Annotated in this window: 28 protein-coding genes; 16 read left to right on the top strand and 12 right to left on the bottom strand. The window is 29.8% G+C overall.

Annotated elements, in window-relative coordinates; genetic code table 11:
* Window positions 1–117 precede the first annotated feature (117 nt).
* Together RMO70_RS16355 and RMO70_RS16350 are read right to left on the bottom strand one after the other, a co-directional pair.
* On the bottom strand, window positions 118–816 hold the full coding sequence (locus tag RMO70_RS16355; RefSeq protein WP_310557513.1) for a response regulator transcription factor: 699 nt from the start codon (window positions 814–816) through the stop codon (window positions 118–120).
* Window positions 817–818: 2 nt separating this feature from the next.
* Window positions 819–2,186: a HAMP domain-containing sensor histidine kinase gene (locus RMO70_RS16350; protein ID WP_310557512.1), complete on the bottom strand. Its 1,368-nt coding sequence runs from the start codon at window positions 2,184–2,186 to the stop codon at window positions 819–821.
* Window positions 2,187–2,395: 209 nt separating this feature from the next.
* Between RMO70_RS16350 and RMO70_RS16345 the strand changes: the two genes are divergently transcribed.
* Both RMO70_RS16345 and RMO70_RS16340 read left to right on the top strand, forming a co-directional pair.
* Window positions 2,396–3,370 (top strand): dienelactone hydrolase family protein, encoded by a 975-nt coding sequence (locus RMO70_RS16345; RefSeq protein ID WP_310557511.1) that lies wholly within the window; start codon window positions 2,396–2,398, stop codon window positions 3,368–3,370.
* 7 nt (window positions 3,371–3,377) lie between these two features.
* Complete coding sequence (locus RMO70_RS16340) at window positions 3,378–5,477, top strand: outer membrane beta-barrel family protein (RefSeq protein ID WP_310557510.1); 2,100 nt, start codon at window positions 3,378–3,380, stop codon at window positions 5,475–5,477.
* A gap of 65 nt (window positions 5,478–5,542) precedes the next feature.
* On the opposite strand, the gene RMO70_RS16335 is transcribed toward RMO70_RS16340, so the two are convergent.
* The 4 genes from RMO70_RS16335 to RMO70_RS16320 are packed head-to-tail and all read right to left on the bottom strand — an operon-like array spanning window position 5,543 to window position 8,363.
* Window positions 5,543–6,061: a hypothetical protein gene (locus tag RMO70_RS16335; RefSeq protein WP_310557509.1), complete on the bottom strand. Its 519-nt coding sequence runs from the start codon at window positions 6,059–6,061 to the stop codon at window positions 5,543–5,545.
* Window positions 6,062–6,063: 2 nt separating this feature from the next.
* Window positions 6,064–6,909: a hypothetical protein gene (locus RMO70_RS16330; RefSeq protein ID WP_310557508.1), complete on the bottom strand. Its 846-nt coding sequence runs from the start codon at window positions 6,907–6,909 to the stop codon at window positions 6,064–6,066.
* 54 nt (window positions 6,910–6,963) lie between these two features.
* On the bottom strand, window positions 6,964–7,548 hold the full coding sequence (locus tag RMO70_RS16325; protein WP_310557507.1) for an RsmD family RNA methyltransferase: 585 nt from the start codon (window positions 7,546–7,548) through the stop codon (window positions 6,964–6,966).
* Window positions 7,539–8,363 carry a DUF3822 family protein gene (locus RMO70_RS16320; protein WP_310557506.1) on the bottom strand — a complete coding sequence of 275 codons (825 nt, stop codon included), beginning with the start codon at window positions 8,361–8,363 and terminating at the stop codon, window positions 7,539–7,541. Before RMO70_RS16320 ends, RMO70_RS16325 begins: the two co-directional genes overlap by 10 nt.
* 99 nt (window positions 8,364–8,462) lie before the next feature.
* Here RMO70_RS16320 and RMO70_RS16315 point away from each other — a divergent pair, with 99 nt between their 5' ends.
* The 4 genes from RMO70_RS16315 to kdsB all read left to right on the top strand — a co-directional run bounded on the left by RMO70_RS16315 (window position 8,463) and on the right by kdsB (window position 12,006).
* Window positions 8,463–9,884 carry an ATP-binding domain-containing protein gene (locus RMO70_RS16315; protein WP_310557505.1) on the top strand — a complete coding sequence of 474 codons (1,422 nt, stop codon included), beginning with the start codon at window positions 8,463–8,465 and terminating at the stop codon, window positions 9,882–9,884.
* Between the two features lie 20 nt (window positions 9,885–9,904).
* Window positions 9,905–10,588 carry a hypothetical protein gene (locus tag RMO70_RS16310; protein ID WP_310557504.1) on the top strand — a complete coding sequence of 228 codons (684 nt, stop codon included), beginning with the start codon at window positions 9,905–9,907 and terminating at the stop codon, window positions 10,586–10,588.
* A gap of 40 nt (window positions 10,589–10,628) precedes the next feature.
* A complete protein-coding gene (locus RMO70_RS16305; RefSeq protein WP_310557514.1) occupies window positions 10,629–11,192 on the top strand; it encodes a DUF4126 domain-containing protein in 564 nt (187 codons plus the stop codon).
* 88 nt (window positions 11,193–11,280) lie between these two features.
* Window positions 11,281–12,006, top strand: a complete 726-nt coding sequence (gene kdsB, locus RMO70_RS16300; protein ID WP_310557503.1) for a 3-deoxy-manno-octulosonate cytidylyltransferase — start codon at window positions 11,281–11,283, stop codon at window positions 12,004–12,006.
* Here the strand turns inward: kdsB and RMO70_RS16295 are convergent.
* A complete protein-coding gene (locus RMO70_RS16295; protein WP_310557502.1) occupies window positions 12,003–12,713 on the bottom strand; it encodes a potassium channel family protein in 711 nt (236 codons plus the stop codon). The genes kdsB and RMO70_RS16295 overlap by 4 nt on opposite strands.
* Window positions 12,714–13,015: 302 nt before the next feature.
* On the opposite strand from RMO70_RS16295, the gene RMO70_RS16290 reads away from it, so the two are divergent.
* Window positions 13,016–13,576 (top strand): 1-acyl-sn-glycerol-3-phosphate acyltransferase, encoded by a 561-nt coding sequence (locus tag RMO70_RS16290; protein ID WP_310557501.1) that lies wholly within the window; start codon window positions 13,016–13,018, stop codon window positions 13,574–13,576.
* A 9-nt stretch (window positions 13,577–13,585) separates the two neighbouring features.
* On the opposite strand, the gene RMO70_RS16285 is transcribed toward RMO70_RS16290, so the two are convergent.
* On the bottom strand, window positions 13,586–14,047 hold the full coding sequence (locus RMO70_RS16285; RefSeq protein WP_310557500.1) for a helix-turn-helix transcriptional regulator: 462 nt from the start codon (window positions 14,045–14,047) through the stop codon (window positions 13,586–13,588).
* Between the two features lie 303 nt (window positions 14,048–14,350).
* Between RMO70_RS16285 and RMO70_RS16280 the strand changes: the two genes are divergently transcribed.
* The 3 genes from RMO70_RS16280 (at window position 14,351) to RMO70_RS16270 (ending at window position 16,630) form a co-directional block, all read left to right on the top strand.
* Window positions 14,351–15,505, top strand: coding sequence for a M14 family metallopeptidase (locus tag RMO70_RS16280; protein WP_310557499.1), 1,155 nt, complete (start codon window positions 14,351–14,353; stop codon window positions 15,503–15,505).
* Between the two features lie 77 nt (window positions 15,506–15,582).
* Window positions 15,583–16,062, top strand: a complete 480-nt coding sequence (locus RMO70_RS16275) for a winged helix-turn-helix transcriptional regulator (protein WP_310557498.1) — start codon at window positions 15,583–15,585, stop codon at window positions 16,060–16,062.
* A gap of 58 nt (window positions 16,063–16,120) precedes the next feature.
* Window positions 16,121–16,630: a DinB family protein gene (locus RMO70_RS16270; RefSeq protein ID WP_310557497.1), complete on the top strand. Its 510-nt coding sequence runs from the start codon at window positions 16,121–16,123 to the stop codon at window positions 16,628–16,630.
* Window positions 16,631–16,633: 3 nt separating this feature from the next.
* Here the strand turns inward: RMO70_RS16270 and RMO70_RS16265 are convergent, their stop codons facing one another.
* The 4 genes from RMO70_RS16265 to RMO70_RS16250 are packed head-to-tail and all read right to left on the bottom strand — an operon-like array spanning window position 16,634 to window position 20,284.
* On the bottom strand, window positions 16,634–17,008 hold the full coding sequence (locus tag RMO70_RS16265) for a DUF4258 domain-containing protein (protein WP_310557496.1): 375 nt from the start codon (window positions 17,006–17,008) through the stop codon (window positions 16,634–16,636).
* A gap of 36 nt (window positions 17,009–17,044) precedes the next feature.
* Window positions 17,045–18,238, bottom strand: coding sequence for an alanine dehydrogenase (locus RMO70_RS16260; protein WP_310557495.1), 1,194 nt, complete (start codon window positions 18,236–18,238; stop codon window positions 17,045–17,047).
* A gap of 43 nt (window positions 18,239–18,281) precedes the next feature.
* Window positions 18,282–18,689 (bottom strand): tRNA (adenosine(37)-N6)-threonylcarbamoyltransferase complex ATPase subunit type 1 TsaE, encoded by a 408-nt coding sequence (tsaE, locus tag RMO70_RS16255; protein ID WP_310557494.1) that lies wholly within the window; start codon window positions 18,687–18,689, stop codon window positions 18,282–18,284.
* 44 nt (window positions 18,690–18,733) lie between these two features.
* Window positions 18,734–20,284, bottom strand: coding sequence for a bifunctional response regulator/alkaline phosphatase family protein (locus RMO70_RS16250; protein WP_310557493.1), 1,551 nt, complete (start codon window positions 20,282–20,284; stop codon window positions 18,734–18,736).
* Window positions 20,285–20,688: 404 nt separating this feature from the next.
* Here RMO70_RS16250 and RMO70_RS16245 point away from each other — a divergent pair, with 404 nt between their 5' ends.
* The 6 genes from RMO70_RS16245 to RMO70_RS16220 all read left to right on the top strand — a co-directional run bounded on the left by RMO70_RS16245 (window position 20,689) and on the right by RMO70_RS16220 (window position 25,868).
* A complete protein-coding gene (locus tag RMO70_RS16245; protein ID WP_310557492.1) occupies window positions 20,689–21,807 on the top strand; it encodes an FAD-dependent monooxygenase in 1,119 nt (372 codons plus the stop codon).
* Between the two features lie 73 nt (window positions 21,808–21,880).
* Window positions 21,881–22,636 (top strand): methyltransferase domain-containing protein, encoded by a 756-nt coding sequence (locus tag RMO70_RS16240; protein WP_310557491.1) that lies wholly within the window; start codon window positions 21,881–21,883, stop codon window positions 22,634–22,636.
* A gap of 46 nt (window positions 22,637–22,682) precedes the next feature.
* On the top strand, window positions 22,683–23,735 hold the full coding sequence (locus RMO70_RS16235; RefSeq protein WP_310557490.1) for a type III polyketide synthase: 1,053 nt from the start codon (window positions 22,683–22,685) through the stop codon (window positions 23,733–23,735).
* Window positions 23,736–23,797: 62 nt separating this feature from the next.
* Entirely contained in the window at window positions 23,798–24,223 is a 426-nt protein-coding gene (locus RMO70_RS16230) for a FabA/FabZ family ACP-dehydratase (protein WP_310557489.1), read from the top strand.
* Window positions 24,224–24,291: 68 nt separating this feature from the next.
* On the top strand, window positions 24,292–25,566 hold the full coding sequence (locus tag RMO70_RS16225) for a beta-ketoacyl-[acyl-carrier-protein] synthase family protein (protein WP_310557488.1): 1,275 nt from the start codon (window positions 24,292–24,294) through the stop codon (window positions 25,564–25,566).
* Between the two features lie 53 nt (window positions 25,567–25,619).
* A complete protein-coding gene (locus tag RMO70_RS16220) occupies window positions 25,620–25,868 on the top strand; it encodes an acyl carrier protein (RefSeq protein WP_310557487.1) in 249 nt (82 codons plus the stop codon).
* Window positions 25,869–25,871 lie beyond the last annotated feature (3 nt).

Here is a 25,871-nt window from a genome sequence, read left to right as displayed (position 1 = left end):
TATCAGCATTTAAGGGCTTCTCGTTCGTTGTTGAAGGGTAGACAGCTTGAACTTGTGAGTAATTGCAAGTCTAGATAAATGATAAGGGTTTCGAGCAATCGAGATACAGAATCCGGCTTATAGGTCTGCTTTTTTTATTTTGAATTCTAATCCAATATTTCGAATGCTTTCGATAGATATTGATGTATCATTAGAGAAATATTTCCTAATTCTACTAATAAAAACATCCATACTTCGTCCTGAAAAGAAATCGTCGTTTCCCCAAATTTCTTGTAGAATTACATTTCTTTTTATAAGTTGGTTTTTATGTTTTAGTAAAAATAAAATAAGCGCAACTTCCTTTTCTGTAAGTCGCTGTATGTGATTACTTAATTTTAATTCTAATCTGTTTGGATTGAAGATATATTTTCCAATAATGATTTCTTCTACTGTATTTAGAATTTGATTTTTTTGTTCGCCTCGTTTTAAAATATTATTTAAGCGCAAAACCAGTTCGTCTGCTTCAAATGGTTTTACAATATAATCATCGGCACCGAGTTGCAATCCTTTAATTTTGTCTTCTTTGAGTTTTCGAGCGGTCAAAAATAAAAATGGCGTTTCAGGATTGATTTTGATTATTTTTTCTGCTAGCGTGAATCCATCCATTTTTGGCATCATAACATCAAAAACACAAATATCAAAAGCTTCTTTTTGAAAAATTTTTAAAGCTTCTTCGCCATTTTTTGCCCAAGTTACATTATAACTATAAAGTTCTAGATATTTTTTGAGGACTGATGCAAAATCAAAATCGTCTTCGGCAAGCAAAACTTTTTTCATAATTAGTAAACTTTTGATGGAATACTAATATTAAAAACAGCACCTTTTCCTAAATCGCTCATAACGGCAACTGTTCCTTGATGCGCTTTGACTATCTGATTTACATAATACAAGCCCAGTCCTAAACCTTTAGAATTGTGTAAATTACCTTGTTCTACCCGATAAAATTTATCAAATAATAAAGAATGTTTGCTTTTTGAAATTCCAATTCCATCGTCCTGAATACTGATATTGAATTGATTATTATGCAATGAAGTTTGAATAATAATAGAATTACAATCATATTTTACCGCATTATCCAACACATTTAAAATGGCAGTAGTAAGATGAAATTTGTCTAAAAACAAAGTTGTTTTTATGGTTTTAAAATGGGTAGTAATGATAATATTTGGATTTGCAATTTTGAAATCATCAATAATTGAATGTAGAAAAGTTTCTGAAACTATTTTCTCTTTTTGCAATTCGATTTCGGTTTCTCCCAACGAATTAGTCAAAACTTGATCAATCAATTGTTGCAAACGCTGGTTTTGACGCGAAATTGTAGATACTAAATTATCAAAATGTTGTCCGTTGTCACGAATGTCTTTTCGTTCTAATATTTTGGTAGAAATAGCCAAAGTCGCCAAAGGCGTTTTGAGTTCGTGCGTAATATTATTAATAAAATCGGTTTTGATGTCGCTTATTTTTTTCTGTTTTATTAATGCTTTAATAGCTATTATAAACAATGTAATTAAGGTTAGAATTGAAAACAAAGCAAAAAATAAAATGAGCGCCATTCGTTTTAAAACAATCATTTCCCAGTCGATTACCGAAACATACAAAGCATCTTCAGTAAGTAACTTATAATCTGATTTTAAAGAAGTTCCGCTAGTGGTTCCTACATAATTTCGAACTAAAAATGCATTGTCTAATGTGGCTAAATCGCCATAGAGTTTGTTTTTAATAAATGGCTTTTCAGAATAAATAGTATCAATACTTTTTGAACCTTCATAAATCACAAACTTGTTTAAAACTATAGCAAAATCTAGCTTTAGATTGGGTATTTCTCTCTCAAACTCGAGTTGCAGTTTACGAGTTAATTCGCTTTTAAAATCATTTTGAAGCAAATCGGTTTTAATTTGGAATTTGTATTTTTTTTCTAAAATGTATTTTGTAGCCAATTGTTTGTACAACAAATCTTTTTTGTTGAAAATCGTGGCATCTATATCGCTGTAATCGTTTGTTATTTTGGCAATTTTATATCTTATTTCGTTGTGAAATTGGACTACTTTATGGTCGTAAGTAGTTTTAACCAAATAAAATTGCATTGCTGATAAGGCAACAATAACGACTATTGAGAATAAAATTAATAGATTGATTTTCTTTTTCATCACATCAAAAATAAGCGATTTTAGGGAATAAAAAACACATTAACCTCGCATTAACCTTGCATTAACTTTCGGAATGAATTTTTAGAAGCAATTTTGTGATTGAAAATTTAGAGTTTTTTTTGAACCAATAAGAAATTAAGGTTCATTAAGATTATACTTGACTTAATAAATCTTAACTTCTTAATGGTTCAAAAGATGTGTTATAAATAATGAAAAAAATACTATTTCTTATGCTATTAATTTCTAAAAATTATGCTCTAGCTCAAAAAAAACCTGAAGATTTCGGTTACAAATCTATGTCATTCAAATTTCAAGATGATAGAGTTGATTTGATTATTATTTCTAGAAAAGGAGAAGAAAAAATGGCAAAACCATTATTCTTTTTCTGTCAAGGAAGTTTGCCTCGACCAGTAGTTATTTATGACGAAAAAGGATTATTTGGCACTTTGCCATTCAATGAAACTGGCTTCCTTGACGATTACCACATCGTGATCGTTGCCAAACCAAGTATTCCAATTATTGCCAATTCAAATACATTAGGGGATAATTTTATGTACTTGAAAGACAAAGAAAAAAGCATTCCTCCCAAAGGCTACACCGATAGAAATTATCTAGATTATTACGTTTTTAGAAACAATTTTATCATCAAGCAATTGGGTAAAGAACGCTTTGTTAACAAATCGAAACTGATTGTAGCTGGACATTCTGAAGGAAGTACTATTGCAGCAAAAATGGCGTCATTGAATCCTAAAATTACGCATCTGATTTACTCTGGTGGAAATCCTTTTGGTCGTATTGTGAATATTCTTTCGGAAGAAAAAAATAAAAAAGAAACCTTAAATTATTGGAAAGAAGTGGTAGAAAATGCGAATACTATCAATTATAATGGTGGCGATACTTTCAAAGCAACCTATAGTTTTTCATTACCACAAAGTGAGAATCTATTACAATTAAAAATCCCGATTCTGTTTACCTATGGTTCAAAAGATGTGGTAGCCAATTATAATGATTTGTTTCAAATTGAAGTCATTCGAGATCGAAAACAAAATTTTACTTTCCTGAATTATGAAGGTTTGGAACATAATTTTTTTTCAGTAAATGAAAATAATGAAGCCAATTATGAGATGGAGAATTGGGATAAAGTAGCAAATTACTGGTTGGTTTGGTTGAAAAATAACAAATAATATATTAATGAATAAAATAATTAAATTAACGATTTTACTAGTCTTCAATGTTACTTTTGCACAAACTGAAGTACTAAAAGATACGATTTCAAATAAATTGGAAGAAATCACGATTAAAGGAATAGCTAAAACTTTCATCAATAAAAATGGAAATTTAAAAGTAGATATTGCCAATTCAATATTCAATTCGGTTCCCAATACAATTGATTTATTGTCCAAACTACCAAATATTCAAATTAGTTCAGACAAAGAAACCATAAGTATGATTGGAAAAGGAAATCCGTTGATTTATATTGACAATCAGAGAGTTGGAATTAATGATTTGAATTCACTAGCTGTTGATGATATTAAAAGTATAGAAATTATAAACAATCCCTCTTCAAAATATGAAGCAAATGGAAGAGATGTAATTTTGATTATTCGAAAATTAAGCAAGAAAGAAGGTTTCAAGATAGATTTTACCGAAACAGCTTCGATGAAAAGAAAATACAATAATTATTTAGGAGTAAATGCAAGCATAAAAAAAAAGAAACTGGAGTTGAAGGCTAATTTTAATTACAATCAATTGAATGTATGGGAAAGTCACAATATAAATTATCAAATTCCTGAAGCTAACATTATTTCTAACTATGATGTAGAAGCATATACAGAAAGACCTCAATTTGTTTTTGGAACTGGACTGTTTTATAAAATTAATGATGATGATTATTTTTCATTTAATGCAAATACTAGAATGCAGAAAGATTTTTTTGATATAAATACACAAACGTTTAACAAACAAAACACTACAGAAAATAAAGTCTTAACTGCTAGTGATAACAACAATCGTAGAGATTTTATCAATTCATTTTTCAATTATTCCAAGAAAATAAAATCAATCAATACGCAATGGTTTTCTGGTTTTCAGTATTCGAGGTTTAATAAAAATATAAACACGGTAGTCAAAAATAATTTTAATAATACACTATTCGAATTGTCGCAAAATAGAAATCAAGAGTTTGAAGTTTCTGTTCTTTCTGGTAGGACAGATTTAGAAAAAACCTTTAAAAACGAAATGAAATTAGAAATTGGTAGTTTGTTTTTGTCTGCAAATGCAAAAACCGATTTCAATGTGTTTAATTTCATTACTAATGGTACTACTTTTTCAAATTACAATTTTAAAGAGCAAAATGCTTCTGCTTATTCTCAACTTTCAGGAAAAATTAAAAAAGTAAACTATTCACTAGGGTTTAGATTAGAAAACACCAATATTTTAGGTAAATTCGAAAACGAAATTAATCCATTAATCAAAAAGAATTACACCAATTTTTTTCCAAAAGCACAATTTGATATGGCTATTGATAGTTCAAAAACAGTCACTTTGAATTATTCAAAAAATATTGTAAGACCTAATTATTCAGCAACAAATCAAGGCGCAACCTATATCAATCCCTATTTTATTTATAGTACAAATATCAATTTGAATCCAACAATTAATGATGAAATCGCGGCCAATTTTCAATATAAAGACAAATCGGTTCGATTGAGTTATCATAAAAATTCTAATCCTGTTTACGCAGATTTCAGTTATGATAATTCACAAAATATTTTGACATTTAGTCAAAAAAACTTTACTGAAGAAACAGGATTTGATTTGACACTTACTTTGCCATTTACGCATAAGTTTTGGACAACAAATAATAGTGTGAGTTTTATTTTAAATAAGATAAAAGATGATTTAGCAATAGAAAATTCATCAAAACCCTACTTGTATTATTACACGAATCATATATTTAAACTCCCAAAAAAATATGATTTTTCGATAACGGCTTGGGGATTAACAACTCAAAAAGAAGGCGTTTTTGAAAGAATTCAACCCAATTTTATGCTAGATTTGGCCCTTTCAAAAACATTTTTTAAAAACTGGGATTGTACCTTGAGTTTTAATGATGTTTTTAAAAATATGGTTTACAAAGAAGATTTTACGATTAATAAAGTTAGTTCGAAGTCAAACTATTTGGCAGATACACACGAAATTTCATTGGCAATACGATATTCCTTTGGAAAAATTAAAGTTTCTCAATTTCAAGAAAAAACAATTAACGAGGATGAGAATAGAATTAGATAATTTAACTCTCGAAAGTTATTTTAATTATTTGGAGAGAAAAAAGTTATTTGCTTTTTTTGAATTGTTTATTTCACAAATTTAACTTCATCCATTTTAATATTTTCACCATATGGAGATATTGGTGGAAAATTTAACTTTATTACTCCGTTTTTACTGTAATCAAATTGTAAAACTCTAGGATTATAAATAGTAGAAAAAGTTTTTTTTAAGATTATATTTTTTTTTATGAATAACTGGTCAAGATGTTTTCGCTCTATTATTTTATTAAAAAGAATTTCGGAACCATCATAAACTAGATATATCCTATTATTATGTGTTACTGTATCTGATGGTAATTGTTCTAACTCTGTATCATAAAATATTTGATGTATTGTAATTCTAACAAAATTTTCACACCTAGATGTTTTTAATTTGAATACGCTACCCTTTTGAGTATTACTAGAATCAATTAACTTTGTTAGACTTTTTTTAATCTCAATATTTTCAAAAATCCTAACATACTTATTCTTTTCACCTTCAGCTTTTTGTTTGCATGAATAAGCAATAGACATAATTATAAGAAGAGGAATTAATACTGTTTTCATAATTACTTTTTAAATAAATGAATATTTGAAATTATTGGTATCTTTTCTATTTCTAATTGATATCTTGTAAGCACCTCTATACCAGTCCTATTGCCATTAGCGGCATTTACCGATTGACCATAAATATGATTTCGACCAATTACTATACTAGGAATGCCATAAAAATTAGTTACACTTGTATCACCTGCAGATTGGGAGAAACCTGCTTCACTATCAGGATGAGTATGTATCCAAGCAATTGGTCTGATTTTTCTTCCGTGAAAATCTACAAATAAGTGACTATTTTTACGATATGCATAAATATCATAAAGCATAATTTCTGAGTGTAATGAACTATTTTTAAATGCATTACCCCATAAATCTCTACCTTCTTTTGGTAAAACGGCTATACCAGTTTTTGTAATCCAACCAACATGCTCAATTTCATTTTTACCACTTTGCATATTACTATTGTCAATCATAAATTTATAACCATCATGCTCATTTTTAAAGAAAGCACTTCCATCGCTATAAAAATTTGCGGTCTTGGTATTGAATTCACTTCCAATATACTTTCCTCCAGGTGCTATTTTATCAACATCAGTTTGATTCTTAACACTTTTATCAAATCTATTTATACCATTCTTGTCTTTATACCAATTATTTGGACTTATATTCGTTTTTTTAATTGAATTGTTTGTCTTTAAGCTATTACTTTCAATTAAATTTAGACTAGTATTACCAAAAAAGTCAGTACTCGTATGCACTTTATTATTTCCAAAACCAAGATGATCTGCCCTGCAACCTACAGACGTATTTAAGAATACTGCTGCGCTTTTCGTAAAAATTTCATCTAACTCTATACTCATATTTTTTTTAGTTTTAATCTTGTATTGAATGCAACTATTGAAACATAATAATATTTAACTCTCCAACTCATCATCTTCATATCCAACTTCTTCTTCATCGTGTTCCAATTCAAAAAACGAGAAAACAGAACCACCATAGGCCTTTAAATAGGAGAAGTTTTCCATATGATCCAGTTTAGTGTGTTTGGAATGCTCGATAATCATCATTCCATCGTCTTCAAGGAGTTCTTTTTCAAAAACAAGAAGTATAATTTTTTCAAAATCTTTCAAATCTAATCCGTAAGGTGGATCAGCAAAAATAATGTCGTAACTAGCTTTGCTTTTTTCTAAAAATGTAAAAACATCACTTTTTATGGGAGTAATATCAAAATCAAACTCTTGCGTAGTTTTTCTCATAAAATTGACACAACCGATATCTCCATCAACACTAGTAATGGGTTTACAACCACGTGAGGCAAACTCATAACTGATGCTTCCGGTTCCAGCAAATAAATCAAGTACACGAAGCTCAGAAAAATTAAAATTATTGTTCAAAATATTGAACAATGCTTCTTTACACATATCCGTCGTAGGGCGAACAGGTAGGTTTTTGGGTGGAGAAATTCGTCTTCCTTTGTATTTTCCTGAAATTATTCGCATGCGTGAATGAGTATAAAATTTTGTAAGTATTCTTGTTGTGAAATTTTACTTTCTAAATCATTATTTTCAAAAAATAGTGATATGTTTCTTATATATTTATAAGCGATTTGATATATTTCGCTATCTTTTGTTATACCTCCAAACATTTTTAAATGAAAAACTTCTGGATTGAGTTGCAATTGTTCAACAGTAAACAATAAAAAATAAATAAAATCTTCTTTGGTTTTGTATTCAAAAGAATTGAAAAGTATTAACTTTTGATTTTTAACTACAATAATCTGAAAATTATCGTTTTGACAATGAACAAATACTTGTGGTTCGTCATTATTTTTACTCAAATCCAATACTTTTTTTACCAAAATAGAGTAGGAGTGTTTGTAGTCAAAACTACCATATAAGTCTATTAATGAATTGTTTATGTTTACATAAGGAATGTAAACGGAATTCATATCATAGTTGGGTATTTCATCAAAAGTAAAAAAATCTGTTTCAAAAACTTTTGTATTATACTGTAAGTAGCTTCCTAAATATTGCTCGTCAAACAAAACGTGCGGTACAAATGCTGAAAGATTGTTGTTATGAAGCACCAATATTGAATCAAATTTAGATTGCAAAAGGGGTGTTTTTTTTATAAAACTTAATATTTCTTCTTCTACTTCGCTAAAACTTTTGGATTTTTTTAAGGGATAATTTCCAATAGTTTCGATTTTGTTAGACAATGTATCCACAATACAAAATGAAATTTCAGATAGCGAAATTTGCAATACTAGTTTAATGTATTTTTTATCGAGAATTGTTGGTGATGAAATCTGCATTGCGTGAATCTCAGTTATATGGCAAATCTACAATTTTTTTTACTTTTTTACCGAAGCTTATCAAAAATCGTGTGTATATTTGATAAAATATAAATTAGAATGAATTCTCAAAAGTTTTACAGCATTTTACTAAATCAATTCCCTTTTCAACCTACTGTAAAACAAAATATTTTTTTTCAACAAATAGCTGAATTTATTACCAATACAAATAATAATGAAATTTTTGTATTAAAAGGCTATGCTGGAACTGGAAAAACAACCGTGATTTCGACGATTGTAAATAATTTAATTGAAATAAATAAAAAATACGTTTTGTTAGCACCAACGGGAAGAGCAGCCAAAGTAATTGCTAATTATTCTCACAAGCCAGCATTTACAATACACAAGAAGATCTATTTTCCTAAAAAATCTTCCAGTGGCGGAGTTTCCTTCACATTACAACCCAACAAACACAAGAACACCATTTTTTTTATAGACGAATCTTCTATGATTTCTGATGTGAATCAGGAATCTAAGTTATATGAAAATGGTTCCCTTTTAGACGATTTGATTTCCTATGTGTATTCGGGAGATAATTGCAAAATGATTTTGTTAGGTGACACGGCTCAACTACCACCAATTCAATTAGATATATCGCCTGCATTAAATACAGAAACGTTGAGTTTAAATTACAATAAAGAAGTATATTCTATCGAATTTGACGAAGTAATGCGTCAGGAAGAAAACTCAGGTATTTTGTATAATGCTACGGAATTGCGAGAGTTATTAAAGGACGTTTTTTTTGATAGTTTCAAATTTAACCTTAAAGGATTTAAAGATATAGTTAGGCTATCAGATGGTTACGATATTCAAGATGCTATCAATTCAGCGTATAGTAATTATAGTATCGAAGATACAGCATTTATAGTTCGTTCTAACAAGCGGGCGAATCAATATAATCAACAAATACGAAGCAAAATTCTAGATAAAGAAAGTGAACTTTCCACTGGAGATTTTCTAATGGTTGTAAAAAATAATTACTTTTGGTTAAAAGATGCTGATGAAGCGGGTTTTATTGCCAATGGAGATATTATTGAAGTGTTGGATATTCGAAATATTAAAGAATTGTATGGTTTTAAATTTGCTAATGTAAAGATAAGAATGGTCGATTATCCCAATCAAAAACCATTTGAAACCGTTCTATTATTGGATACTATTTCAAGCGAATCTCCATCGTTAACCTACGAACAATCGAACAAATTATATCAAGAAGTGATGAAAGATTATGAAGGAGAAACCAAATTTAAACAATTTCAAAAAGTAAAAGAAAACGAATATTTCAATGCGTTGCAAGTCAAATTTTCGTATGCTATAACGTGTCACAAATCGCAAGGTGGACAATGGAATACTGTTTTTATTGAACAACCGTATTTGCCTGATGGCATTGATAAAGATTATATTCGGTGGTTGTACACGGCTATGACACGAGCAAAAGATAAGTTATATTTGATAGGTTTTAAAGAGGAAAATTTTATAGAATAATGTTAAATTAATTTATTATTATGAAAAAAGTAATTTTATTATTGAGTGTATGTTTTTTTATTTCTTGTTATGAAAAGAAAAAAAGCGAAGAAAAAAAAATTGAAACAACTTTGATACAAAGTGTTGATCAAAAGTCAATTGAAAGTTTCTTAACTGATGAAAAAGCAAATTCAAGCCCTATTTTATTAGGTTGGATTAATTATTATAAAGAATTTTTAAGTAAAGATTTTGCTATTAAAAATTTTATATTTGATGAAGAGATAAAACTGACTAGACTGAAAGGTACTGTTTATGGGAGTTTTGACAAAAATTTTGATAAAATTTACGAACCTTTCTTGATTTATTCTCCACAAAAAACACAATATATTGATATCGATAGTAACACTTGGCAAGTAGAGGATTCAGAAATGAAAAATGTAACTTTCAATCCAGATCAAGTAATTAATTTAGTCGATTTGAAATCTAAAAAAATTGAAAAAATTATGTTCGTCGGACCATCACAATGGGTTGAAGATGCTTTTTGGATAAATGAAGAATCACTTATATTATTAGGAAATGATACAGACTTTAACCCAAAAGTAATGATTGTTGATTTTATTTCAAATAAATTTAAAGTTTATAAGTACAAAATTAATTTAAAAGAACCTTCTGAATATTCTGATGAAAGGCTAAGATTGAAAGGATTAAACGTTTCTGGGGAATAATTTTGAAACAGATTACACAAAACTGAAATTAATAAAAATGATAACAACCGAAACCATTTTAAGTTTATTTCTAGGAATTGGATTGGCGTCTGCAGCAGGATTCCGAGTTTTTTTACCATTATTTGCATTGAGTTTGGCATCCTATTTTCATGTTTGGGAACTCAATGAATCATGGCAATGGATAGGAAGAATTCCAGCCTTGATAACATTGGGAATTGCAATGATTGCTGAAATTTTTGCTTATTATATTCCATATATTGATAATTTGCTAGATACAGTAGCCACTCCACTTGCCGCCATTGCAGGAACGGCCACAATGGCATCTACATTGGTAGATATGAGTCCAATGATGACTTGGGTTTTCGCCATAATTGCCGGTGGCGGAACAGCCACTGCAATGCAAGGAATGACAACTGTTACAAGATTGGCATCAACAGTAAAAACTGGTGGTTTAGCAAATCCAGTAGTTTCTACTGCCGAAACAGGAACGGCAATAACTTTGAGTACTTTGGCAATTTTTTTGCCAATAATTGCTTTTATAATTGTGATTATTATATTTGCAGTTATATACTTAATTTATAAAAAATTTAAAAAGAAAAAGTAAATTTAGTTTGTAAACAAATTTTAAAAATAATAAAATTTCTGCGAGCTCTGCGAAAACTTTGTAAACTCTGCGGTAAAAAAAAATAAGAATGAAAATAATCGCCGTTATACCAGCACGTTACGCCTCAACACGTTTTCCAGCCAAACTTATGCAGGATTTGGGTGGCAAAACCGTAATTTTAAGAACCTATCAAGCAGCAATTGCAACTCAATTGTTTGATGATGTGTTTGTGGTAACGGATTCGGATTTGATTTTTAACGAAATTGTTTCCAATGGTGGCAAAGCCATTATGAGCATCAAAGAACACGAATCGGGTAGCGATAGAATTGCCGAAGCAATTGAGAATATAGATGTTGACATTGTTATTAATGTGCAAGGAGATGAGCCGTTTATAAATAAAGAACCTCTTGAAAAAGTAATAGCAGTTTTTAAAAACGATATTGATAATAAAGTGGATTTGGCTTCATTAATGAAACTAATAACTGATAAATCTGACATTGAAAATCCGAATAATGTAAAGGTAATCGTAGATCAAAACCAATTCGCACTGTATTTTTCTCGTTCGGTAATTCCATATCCAAGGAAAGAAAATGCAGGTGTCAGGTATATGCAACACATTGGCATTTATGCATTTAGAAAACAAGCGTTATTGGATTTTTACAATTTACCAATGCTATCGCTGGAAGCTTCTGAAAAACTGGAACAACTTCGGTATTTAGAATATGGAAAACGCATTAAAATGATCGAAACTACTCACGTTGGAATCGGAATTGATACTATTGAAGATTTAGAAAAAGCACGAAAAATGATCTAATCCTGATTTTCATGATCGAAATAACCTTTGGCTGTTACTTTAGTAGAAAAGAAATTTAAAAATAATACTACAAAAGATAAGAAAAACATGGATTGAAAACTGACCAAAACTTTTCCAAATAAACTCACAGGATAATAATCACCATACCCAATTGAACTGGAAGTAATTAAACTGAAATATATCGGATCAAACCAATGCGAAAAGGGTTTATTCATTGAATTTCCTATAGAGTACAGTACTCCAAAAGCAAATACAACTTCTAAATAATTAAAGAAAAGTAATAGCATTGAACGCTTATAAGAGCGAGGTTTAGAAAATAAATCGGAAGCAAAAATTAAAGTTGGAATATAAAAAATTGTCTCCAGCAAAACGTAAATCATAATCCCGACTAGTATAGGATTATTATGCCATTGATTTATTAGGATTACCACTGGGAATGCTACCTTGAGTAATACATAAAAATCCAATGCTAAATCTTGATATTCGATTCCTTTTTTATGCGCAAAATATTTAATGTAAATACCAGGAAACAAAAGCTGTGAAAATGATAAAATTAATCGCACAATTTTCTCAATACCATTATCGTCTTGATGGTCATTGTTCCAAATTGATTTTATGTTTTGAACTCTTTTTCTTAATGGGTTAATTGACTTTTGTTCTCTAAAAGTTACTTTTCCTATTAATAATTTTTTTAAAATGTACTTCATTTACTAAAATTTTAATGACACTTTATCCAACAAAGCCAAATAAGAGAATACTATTCAAACTTCTAATTTTTTTAAATCAAATTTAAAATAATCCTTTTCTCAATCCGTTTTCGAAACCCTCATAACAATAGTTCGTATTTTTGGTTACAAAAATCAACTTGACATTATTCCAAGTAACTTTAAGACTCTTATGAATAGTTGACTTTTCGTGATATTATTTATAGGTTCAAAATAGCTTTTTCAAATTCATAAAAAATGTTTTGATTGAGTAAATATATGTTATTTTTGTTAAAAAATTTTAAATGAAAAAAAGCATCTACCAATTTATTTTTCAAAAATTAATGGGTTGGGAAATAAAAGCAAACTCAATTTCTGAAATAAAAAAATGTATTGTAATTTGTGTTCCTCACACCAGTTGGCACGACTTTTATTTGGGTGTTTTTTCAAGAGGAATTTTGCAAGAAGAGTTTAATTTTGTAGCTAAAAAAGAATTATTTATTTTTCCACTAGGTATTTATTTCAAATGGATGGGTGGAGCACCATTGAATCGTCAAAAAAACGAAAATAAAGTAGATTCAATTGCGAAAATTTTTGCTGAAAAAGAAGTTTTTCGATTGGCGATTGCTCCAGAAGGAACTCGCAAGAAAGTATCGGAATGGAAAACAGGTTTTTACTATATTGCCTTAAAAGCAAATGTTCCTATAATTCCAGTAGTATTCGATCACGGTAATAAAATTTTAACTTACGGAAAGCCTTTTTATCCAACGGGTAACATAAAAGAAGATTTAAAAATATTAGAACAAAACTATATTGATGTTCTAGGTAGAATTCCAGAATATAGTTTTACTCCAAAAAAACAATAGCAATTAGAATTAGGGATTGTAATTTTTAAAAGTTCCATTTTTGTAAAAAATTACAATTTGATCAATTTCTGATTCGTTTTTATAGTGTGGTATATTTCCCGTATTTGAAAAATTATTTTTTATATTTTCAAATACGGGATTTTTTTTGATGTCTGGTTCAGAAAATAAATTAGGTTCCTTTTTATACTTGAGTTCGTCATTTTCAATTTGTATAAATGGAGTAGTACTTTGATTGTTTATTTCTGTTTTTGGAAAATTTCCTTTACCATTTAGAATCCAATACAAATCGACATCAGGAAAGTTTTGAATAATTTTCAAAATTAAATCCAAACTAGGTTTGTTTCTTCCGGAGAGTAGGTGAGACAAACTAGAGCGTTGCACACCCACTTTATCTGCAAATGCAGAAGCAGATAAACCATAATAATCAAGTATTATTTCGAGTCTTTTTATAAAATCATCTATGTTTACCATTGTAAATTACATTAAAACAATTTGTAAGTTACAAATGTAAATAATTGAATTGAATTATCCTATTTTACAATTGTAAAAGGTAGATTAATTATAATCAATAACTTTAATTAGATGCAAATAATATATTGAAATACAATTAGTTATATGATTTATTTGAATATGTAAAATAACCTAATTTCAAGTGTTAACAAAGACACCTTAGAGATCAATAAATTGTTTACAAATATAAATTAACTTGATTACTTCATTGTTTACAAATGTAAATTATAAGATGTTTACTTTTGTAAACTACAAACAACAACTATGGATTTTAATACTTTTTATACTCAAATTAAACAGCAAAATTTGTTTGGTCGATACATTACAAACAATCATATCAAACCTGTTTTGGATAGTTTATCCAATCAATTTCAAGTTTCGTCTCTTGGGTTTTCTGTGCTTGAAAAACCAATCTATTCTGTTCAGTTTGGAAATGGTGAGACTAAAATATTAATGTGGTCTCAAATGCATGGAAATGAATCTACAACAACCAAAGCGCTTTTCGACTTGTTCGATTTTTTAGAATCAAATGCAGAAGAAGCTATTCTTATAAAAAAGAAGTTTACTTTATTATGTATACCAATTTTAAATCCTGATGGAGCTGAAGTGTATACACGCGAAAATGCGAATGAAGTCGACTTGAATAGAGATGCTTTGGATTTATCACAACCTGAAAGTAAATTGTTAAAACAAATTTATTTAGATTTTAAACCCGATTACTGTTATAATCTGCACGATCAAAGAACTATTTATGCAGCAGGAAATACTAATAACCCAGCCACACTTTCCTTTCTGGCTCCCGCGTTTAATGCGGAAAGAGCCGTAAATGCGAATCGTCAAAAAGCAATAGGTGTAATTGTAGCAATAAATAAAGAATTACAAAAGCATATTCCTAATCAAGTAGGGCGTTTTGACGATACATTTAATCCGAATTGTGTTGGAGACACCTTTCAATCACTAGGAACTTCAACAATTTTATTTGAAGCAGGTCATTTTCAAAATGATTATCAACGAGAGGAGACTCGAAAATTTATGTTTATAGCAATTCTTACAGGAATACTAAATTCTTACGAAAACGATATAGTTCTAACTGGAATTAATGATTATTTGATTATTCCTCAAAACAAAGTGCTTTTTAACGATATTTTATATAGAAAAATCAAAATCAATAGCAACAACTTAAATATTATTACTAACTTTGCAGCTCAATATGAAGAAGTACTAAAAGATAATGAAATTATTTTTGAAGCTATAATTACTGAAGTTGGTGAAGATATTCGAGGTTTTGGACATATTGAATACAATGGAGAAGAAGGAATTTATTCAGATAATTCAAATAATAAACCTGAAATCAATAAAAAAGTAAATTTTTATCTTAATAAAAGCATAAAATTTGTTAATGGTTTGAGTAAAATGTAATAAATTTGTTAATAATTATAATAAATCTATTATTTTTATAAATAACTAAAGATAAAATACAATTTAAATAACTAATTATGAGTAAGTTCCGTTTAGATGAAGTCGATCATCAAATTCTAGATATGTTAATTGATAACACTAGAATTCCGTTTACAGATATTGCAAAAAAATTGTTGATTTCTGCTGGAACAGTTCACGTGCGTGTAAAAAAGTTAGAAGATGCAGGAATTATTCAAGGTTCGTCGTTAACTTTGGATTATGAAAAGTTAGGATATTCTTTTATTGCTTATGTAGGTGTTTTTTTAAATAACACTTCACAAACAAAATTTGTTTTAGAAAGAATTAATGAAATTCCTTATGTTACTGTTGCTCACGTGACTACCGGGAAATTTAATATTTTCTGTAAAATTAGGGCTCGTGACACTAAACACGCTAAAGATGTTATCTATATGATTGATGATATTGATGGGGTTTATAGAACGGAGACTATGATTTCGCTTGACGAAAGTATCAACGATAAGAAAAGATTAATGCATACCATATTCAAAAATATGTAAATTAAAAGCCCTTTTGTAAGGGCTTTTTTTATATCTTTAATTTTATAAATTGTGTTTTATGAAAAACCTTTCTCCTTCTGATTATGCTGAATTTTACAGTGGTTACATTAGTCTTGTTCCAGAGGTTCATTGCGTAAATGCATTGAAAAATTCAATGAATGATTTTGTGAATTTTATGGAAATGGTTCCTTTCGAAAAATACAATTACAAATACCAAGTAAACAAGTGGACTATGAAAGATGTAGTTCGTCATATTGTCGATGCCGAACGTATTTTTGCCTATCGTGCTTTACGAATTGCTCGATTTGATAAAACTCCAATGTCAGGATTTGAAGAAAATGATTATGCTGCTAATGTAGATACTACTTTAGTTGATATTAATAATTTAATTGAAGAGTTTATCTTGGTGCGAAAATCAACAATAAAGCTATTTGAAAGCTTTTCTGAAAAAATGTTATCCAGTAAAGGAATGGCTTCTGGAAAAGAAATCACTGTTTTAGCATTAGGTTTTATAATTTCTGGGCACGTGATTCATCATCAAAACGTACTGCAAGAAAGGTATTTGTAAAAACTATATCTTCGCTATATCTTTCAAAACTGCTTTTTCTTCGTAGTTTTCAATAATCACTTCAATTGGAGTGTTTTTAGTTGTTTTTCCAATAATAGTATACAATTTTCCAGAACCAATTTTGATATTGCTTCTATCAAAGTCGACATCGCCATACATCAATGTATTTTTAACATCAATACTGTCAAGCCAATCTTCTGCAATTTTTTTTGTTGCAATATCTGAATAGTAGAAAGGTTTGGAGCTGATGTTTTTCAAAACTCTATCGTTTGGAAAATAGCTACAACGGGTGTTTTTCTTATTTAAAATAAAAAACATAAATCCGCAACCAATCAAAAAACCAAAAAAGTAAAAGCTTAATCTGTATGAAAATTTCATTGAATATTTTTTTTGCAAAAGTAGCACAATTAAAACTTAAAACACAATTAAATTAATGTCTCGATACGTTAAATCGAACCATTCTCCAATGGTTTTATTGGTCAAAATTCCGTGATAAAAATAAACCCCATTTTTGAGTCCTGAGTCGCAACGAATAGCACTTTCTATTCCGCCATCATCCGCTATTTGTAGTAGGTAAGGGGTTATTATGTTGCTAATAGATAAGGAGGCTGTTTTAGAATATCGAGAAGGAATATTTGGTACACAGTAATGAATAACGCCATTTTTTATAAACGTAGGATTCTCGTGGGTTGTAATTTCGGAGGTTTCAAAACAACCACCAGTGTCAATGCTTACATCAACAATTACAGCTCCTTTTTTCATGTGTTCTACCATAGTTTCTGTAACTACGATTGGTGTGCGATATTTACCTCGCATCGCGCCAATAGCTACGTCGCAACGTCTCAACGATTTTAAAAGGGTTTTGTTTTGAATGGTAGAAGTAAATATACGTTGGTTTAAATTGTTTTGCAAACGTCGCAATTTTGTGATTGAATTATCAAAAACTTTCACACTAGCTCCCAATCCAATAGCGGTTCGGGCGGCAAATTCTGCTACAGTTCCTGCGCCAAGTATCACAACTTCAGTAGGAGGGACGCCAGTAATATTTCCAAAAAGTAGTCCGTTTCCAAACTTACTAGCCGTTAATAATTCCGCAGCAACAAGAACAGAAGCAGTTCCTGCAATTTCACTTAATGATTTTACAGCTGGAAATGATCCGTCATCATCTTTTATGTATTCAAAAGCTAGCGCAGTAATCTTCTTTTTCTGTAAGGCTTCGAAATATTCTTTCTTTCTAGTTTTGAGTTGAATTGCAGAAATAACAATGGTTTTTGCATTCATCAATTCAATTTCTTCTAAAGTAGCGGGTTCAACTTTTAGAATCATCGGACAAGTCAAAACTTTTCGAGTATCATTAGTTATTTCCGCACCTGCATCGCTATAATCTTTGTCGGAATAGCTAGCATTTTCACCAGCACCAGATTCAATTAAAACTCGATGTCCGTTGGAAGTTAATGAATTTACAGCATCAGGAGTCAAGCAAATACGGCGTTCTTGGTAAGAAGTTTCCTTTGGAATACCAATAAATAGTTCGCTTTTGTGTTTTGTTATTTCTAATTTTTCTTCTTGCGGAAGTAAATCCTGCTTACTAAAAGGAGTAATTGCCATATTTTTTAAACTTAATGGCACAAATTACGAAATTTTAAACAAATTACTGCAATTCAATCTGTCTTTTACCATCATTTAAAACGGAAATTGTAGCAACTGAATGATTTTCTGGAATTAAATCAGATATTTTTTCAGCCCATTCAATAAAACACCAATTACCAGAATATAAATAATCATCAATTCCCATGTCAAGGGCTTCACTTTGATTTTTTAATCGATACATATCAAAATGGTAAACGTATTGATATGCAGTAATTTGGTATTCATTAACTAAAGAAAAAGTTGGACTACTTGTAGCTTCTTTTACTCCTAATGTTTGGCATAATGTTTTAATAAAAGTTGTTTTTCCAGCACCCATTTCTCCATTAAAAAGTATGATTTTTTCGGGATTTGAATCGATTATTTTTTGAACAACTTCGCTTATTTCGTTTAAAGAAAATGTAAATTTCATATTCAGTGTCATTATTCAGTATTCAGTATTTCTCACTGAATATTTTATTTAGGGTTAAAAACTAGGAAAGGCACAATGACTTCTTCGAGTGAAATTCCGCCGTGTTGGTAGGTGTTTCGATAATAACTCACATAATGATTGTAATTATTGACATAAGCCAAAAAGTAATCATTTTTTGCAAAAATATAAACACTTGTCATATTAATAGAAGGTAAACCTATGCGTTTAGGGTCTTTTACTGCATATACTTCCTTATTTTCATAGGTTAGACTTCGCCCAGTTTTGTAACGTAAGTTTAAACTTGTGTTTTTATCGCCAATTACTTTTGATGGATTTTTACAGTTTATAGTGCCGTGATCGGTAGTTATAATGAGTTTAAAACCTAGTTTTTGAGCCTGTTGGATAATTTCTAACAAAGGGGAATTTTTAAACCAACTCAACGTTAATGATCTATACGCTTTGTCATCTGAAGCTAGTTCTTTGACTACATCCATATCTGTTTTAGCGTGCGAAAGCATATCGATGAAATTGTAAACTACCGTAACTAATTTAGTATCTTTTAATGCTTTAAAGTTTTCTGCTAGTTTTTTTCCGTTTGCTAAATTGGTAATTTTAAAATATTCTTGAGCAATATTTAATCCATTACGTTTTAATTGTGCCGTTAAAAATTCTGATTCATACAGGTTTTTTCCACCATCTTCAACATCATTTTTCCAATATTGAGGAAATTGTTTTTCCATTTCTAGTGGTGTTAGTCCAGAAAAAATCGCATTTCGAGCATATTGTGTTGCTGTTGGTAAAATAGCAAAATAGGGAACTTCAGATTCTAACTTATAATGATTGTTTACAACACTTTCGAAGGCTTTCCACTGGTCGTAACGCAAATTATCAATTACCACAAATAGTACGTTTTCTTTCTTTTTCAGCTCTGGAATGACTAATTCTTTAAACAAGTTATGAGATAGAACAGGCTTGTGTGCTTTTGGTTCAAACCAATCTTCGTAGTTTCGTTCTATGAATTTTCCAAAAAGTGCATTGGCTTCATTTTTTTGAGATTCTAAAATTTGAAACATATTTTGGTCGTCAATATTTTCTAATTCCAATTCCCAAAAAATTAGTTTTTTGTAAAACTCAATCCATTCTTCACAGGAATTTACCATTGCCATTTCCATCGAAATTTTACGAAACTCTTTCTGATAATCTAATGTCGTTTTTTCAGAAATTAAGCGGGAATGATCTAGATTTTTCTTCAAACTCAACAAAATCTGGTTCGGATTGACAGGTTTTATCAAATAATCTGCAATTTTAGAACCAATAGCCTCTTCCATTATGAATTCTTCTTCGCTCTTGGTAATCATAATTACAGGTACCGACGATTTTTTTTCTTTCATTTCGGACAGGGTTTCCAATCCCGAAATTCCGGGCATATTCTCATCCAGAAAAACAATATCAAAATTTTCTTCTTGAAACAAATCAATGGCGTCACGACCATTGTTACAGGTTGTTACGATGTAATTTTTCTTTTCAAGGAATAAAATATGTGGTTTTAATAAGTCTATTTCGTCGTCAACCCAAAGTATTTTTATGTTGTTCATAGTTTTTGTTCAATTTATAGTGCAATGTACTATTTATTAAACATAGGAATCTTAAAATTATTGTAAAAAAAAGCTGTATTTATTTACATAGCTTCCCGCTTTAAGAACTAAGTCAATTTTTTTGACCACAGATTCATAGCTATATAAGATTAGGTTTCTATCAGGTATGAGAATTTAGTATCTTTAAATTTAATACTTGTGATTTAAAATACAGTCACAAAAAATTGTACTCTTATTTTTTATAAAATAAACTAGTATCGAAGTGGTAATGCGCCATATGCTTTTATAATGGTAAAAAATGAAATTAAATGAATTAGAACTATCTAAAAAATCATTAAAAAATTCTTTAAATCTCTAGCGAAAACTAAACCAATAACAATTCAATTCCTTATATTTACCATATTATGATAGGTAAGGAAGTTACAATTATTGGAGGAGGATTAGCAGGTTTAACGGCTGGAATTCATTTATCAAAAATTGGAATTCAAGTTACCATTATCGAAAAAAGCAGTTTTCCAAAGCACAAAGTTTGTGGTGAATACATTTCAAACGAAGTATTGCCATATTTCAATTGGTTAGGATTGGATATTGAAAACCTAAACCCAACAAAAATAACAAAACTCCAGTTTTCAACCCAAAACGGAAAAACAATAAATACAGAACTTCCATTAGGTGGTTTTGGAATTAGTCGCTACATTTTAGACGAGTTTCTATATAAAAAAGCAATTTTAAACGGTTGCAAAATCATTCAAGAAAATGTGGCGAATATTGAATTTATGGAGGATGAATTCACAATCACAATGGTAAATAATGCCGTTTTAAAATCAAAAATAGTTCTTGGTGCCTTCGGAAAACGATCCAATATCGACCAAAAATTAAATCGGAATTTCATTCAACAAAAATCACCTTGGTTAGCTGTAAAAGCTCATTATTCAGGAGTTTTTAATGACGATTTGGTAGGCTTACATAATTTTAAAGGCGGTTATTGTGGTGTTTCAAAAGTAGAAGAGGGTAAAATAAATATTTGTTATTTAGCGGATTATGAAACCTTCAAACAATATAAAAACATCAATGAATACCAAGATAATATATTAAAAAAAAATCCGAATTTAAAATATTTTTTTGAAAATTCAACCTTGCTTTTTGATAAACCTTTAACCATAAGTCAAATTTCATTTGAACAAAAAAAATCCATCGAAAACCATATTTTAATGATTGGCGATACTGCCGGATTAATTCATCCATTGTGCGGAAACGGAATGGCAATGGCGATTCACAGTGCCAAAATAGCTTCTGAATTGATTGCCCAATTCTGTACCAATCAAATTAAAACTAGAACAGAATTAGAAACAAAATACCAACAACAATGGATTTTGAATTTCAAAAACCGTCTAAAAACAGGAAAAATTATAAGTAACATTTTACAAAAACCAAAACTATCTCAATTTTTGATGCAATTATTGATTATATTTCCGTTTCTATTATCAACTATTATTAAAAAAACTCACGGAAAACCAATTTGAATTAATTCATTTTTATCATTTCTATAAAACGGACTTAAATTAAACAATACTTATATGACTTTAAATTTCTTGAATGTTTAAAAAAGTAGACACCAAATTTCGCACCAACGAACCTGAAATAATGGATGATTTTGAAATGCAAGGCGAAACCTTGCGTGAAGCATTAGATAAAATTGCAAGAATAAATCAACTGCTAGGAGGAAATCAACTAACTTTACAAGGTGTTCAAGAATTAATTGCCAATTGGGATAAAAAACAACAAATTACAATTATAGATATTGGTTGTGGCAATGGAGATATGCTTCGAAAATTAGCCAATTTTGGAATTAAAAATAATTATAATTTCAATCTAATCGGAGTGGATGCCAATAATTTCACTGTTAATTATGCCATAAAGTTGTCCGAAAATTATCCAAATTTAAGTTATAAGTGTATTGATATTTTTGATAAATCATTTAGTGAATTAAAATACGATATAGTATTATGTACCTTAACGTTGCATCATTTCAAAAATGATGAAATTTTGAATTTACAACAACTTTTTTTAAAAAACACAACAATAGGGATCGTAATTAATGATTTGCAGAGAAGCAAAATTGCATATCGATTATTTCAAATTTTAGGTTTCGTTTTTAATCTGAATAAAATGTCGAGACAAGATGGATTAATATCCATTTTGAGGGGTTTTAAAAAACAAGAATTAATTGATTTTTCCGAAAAATTAAAGTTTAAAGAATATACAATTCATTGGAAATGGGCGTTTCGCTATCAGTGGATTATTAAAAAAGAGAGTAGACAGATAGAACCAATAGACCAATTCCTAATTTAGTCTTGTCTTTCATCTATTCGTCTTTTATCTAAAAGTCAAAAAAAAAATGAGTGTAAAAATAATATCCGCCGCCAAACAATTACCAAAATATTCAAGAAAAACAGAAGAAATTATCCCATTTCTAGATGCATGGTTGGTGAATCAAGACGAACGATTTGTTAGAAAAGTAAAAAAAATTTTTGATGGAGCCGCTGTTGATAAGCGGTATTCGATAATGGATCCAATCGAAGTTTTTACAAATACTTCATTCGAAGAGCGAAACGATATTTATGTTCGTGAAGTGATTGATTTAGGCGAAAAAGTTCTTGATAAAGCACTTGAAAAAGCCAATTGGAAACCTGAAAGTTTAGATTATATCATCACAGTGAGTTGTACAGGAATTATGATTCCGTCACTTGATGCTTATTTGATAAATTCTTTAAAATTGCGTCAAGATATTATTCGATTACCAGTAACCGAAATGGGTTGTGCAGCAGGAATTTCAGGAATTATTTATGCCAAAAACTTTTTGAAAGCCAATCCTAATAAACGTGCAGCTGTTATCGCAGTCGAAAGCCCAACAGCAACATTCCAATTAGACGATTTTTCGATGGCTAATATTGTTAGTGCTGCCATTTTTGGAGATGGTGCTGCTTGTGTTTTACTTTCATCCTACGAAGATGATGAAGGCCCAGAAATCATTGCCGAAGAAATGTATCACTTTTATGACACTATCAATATGATGGGTTTCAAACTGACAAATTCAGGCTTGCAAATGGTTCTAGATGTGGAAGTTCCAGAAACCATTGCGAGTCATTTTCCAGATATTATTCATCCATTTTTAGAAAAAAACAATTTAAAAATTGATGCTATTGATCATTTAATTTTTCATCCTGGTGGAAAAAAAATCATCCAAACTGTTGAAGATTTATTTTCAGATTTAGGTAAAAATATAAATGTGACCAAAGAAATTTTAAGATTGTACGGCAATATGTCAAGCGCAACCGTTTTGTATGTTTTAGAACAAATTATGGAAAACCAACCCCAAAAAGGAGAAAAAGGATTGATGCTCAGTTTCGGTCCAGGATTTTCCGCACAAAGAGTTTTATTGGAATTTTAAAGTATAACTGTTATTTCGCTAATTTTTTATTAAACTAGTGAATTAGCGGTTGAAAATGAGTTATGAAAAATAAAGAAGTTATATCAAAATTACCATATTCTAAACCATTTTTGTTTGTTGATGAAATTATCAATATCAATGAAAATGGAGTAGAAGGTTGTTTTATATTTAACTCAGATCTAGATTTTTATAAAGGTCATTTTAAAGACAACCCAATTACACCTGGTGTTATTCTTACTGAAACTATGGCGCAAATTGGTTTGGTTTGTTTGGGGATTTATTTATTGAAAGACGAAGCTAAAAGTTTAAATTTGGCTTTAACATCATCAGAAATAGAATTTTTAAAACCTGTTTTTCCCAACGAAAAAGTAACTGTTATTTCCGAAAAAGTCTATTTCAGATTCGGAAAATTAAAATGCAAAGTCAAAATGCTGAATGCAAAAAAAGAGGAAGTTTGTTCAGGAACAATTTCGGGGATGATTATTTAGAAAGTTTATAAGTTTAGAGGGTTTAGAGGGTTTAGTTTTGTAATTGATTTTTGAAATTGTAATTTACATTGAAAAAAAGGGTGGTTATAACTGGTCTGGGTATTGTATCTCCAAATGGAGTAGGGCTTGACGCATTTACAAATGCCATAAAAAATGGTATTTCAGGCATAAAACACGATTTGGAACTCGAAAGATTACAGTTTTCCTGTCAAATTGCAGGAAAACCAGAAATTTCTACTGAATTATCCTTACACTATTTCACAGAATTAGAATTACGTAACTTTAATTCAACTGGGATTTTATATGGTGTAATTGCAGGAATCGATGCCTGGAAAGATGCTGGATTATCAATGGAGATTCAAGAAAATCCTGATTGGGATTCGGGAACAATCTTCGGGACTGGAACTTCAGGAATTGAGAAATTTCGGGAAAGTATCCATAAAATAGATGATTTTCAAACAAGAAAATTAGGTAGTACGGCCGTTGCGCAAACAATGAATAGTGGTATTAGTGCTTATTTAGGTGGGAAATTAGGATTAGGAAACCAAGTAACCACCAATTCATCAGCTTGTACCACAGGAACAGAAAGTATTTTGATGGCGTTTGAACGCATAAAATCAGGTCAAGCCAAGCGGATTTTAGCAGGAAGCACTTCCGATTCAGGACCTTATATATGGGGTGGATTTGACGCGATGAAAGTGTGTACTTTTAAACACAACAATTCACCTGAAAAAGGCTCTAGACCAATGTCTGCAACAGCTTCAGGTTTTGTGCCAGGCAGTGGAGCAGGTGCATTGCTTATTGAAGATTTAGATTCGGCGTTGGCTCGTGGTGCAAAAATTTATTGTGAAATTTTGGGTGGAAATACTAATTCTGGTGGACAACGCGGATTAGGAACTATGACAGCTCCAAATCCAATTGCGGTTCAAAAATGCATTGAAGATGCAATTGAAAATGCAGGAATTTCTTCGAATGATATTGATGCAATCAATGGGCACTTGACAGCAACTTCCAAAGACAGTTTAGAAATTGAAAACTGGAGCAAAGCCTTAAAAAGGAGTGGAGTCAATTTTCCATATATAAACTCATTAAAATCGATGGTGGGACATTGTCTTTCTGCTGCGGGAAGTATTGAAAGTGTGGCTTCGGTTTTACAAATTTATCATGATTTTATTTTTCCCAATATAAATTGTGAAGATTTGAATCTAGATATAACCAATAGTATAGATTCCGCAAAAATTCCACAGCAATTAATCAAAAAAGAAATAAATATTTTAGCAAAAGCTAGTTTTGGTTTTGGAGATGTGAATGGTTGTGTGATTTTTAAGAAATTTAAAATTTAAAGATTAGAAAAACATAGTAACTTAGCCAATCAGAATCTTAGCAACTTTAAAAAATGACCATACTAGAAATTATAGAAAAGTTAAAACCTATTGTCAAAACTTATTCCAAAAATATAAAAGCTTTTGAAAATTTTACAGAAAACACTGATTTTATTAAAGATTTGCAGATAAACTCGGCCAATCTCGTAGATATTGTTTTAGACATCGAAGAAGAATTTGATATTGTAATAGATAACGAATCGATGGAAAAAATGCTAGATGTGAAATCTGTTATTGCAATTATTCAAGAAAAATTATCCTAAAAA

The sequence above is a fragment of the Flavobacterium sp. genome, from assembly GCF_031422135.1.
GTDB lineage: Bacteria > Bacteroidota > Bacteroidia > Flavobacteriales > Flavobacteriaceae > Flavobacterium.
Note: the sequence above shows the minus strand (reverse complement) of the source record. Positions and strands in the feature narration are given on the sequence as shown.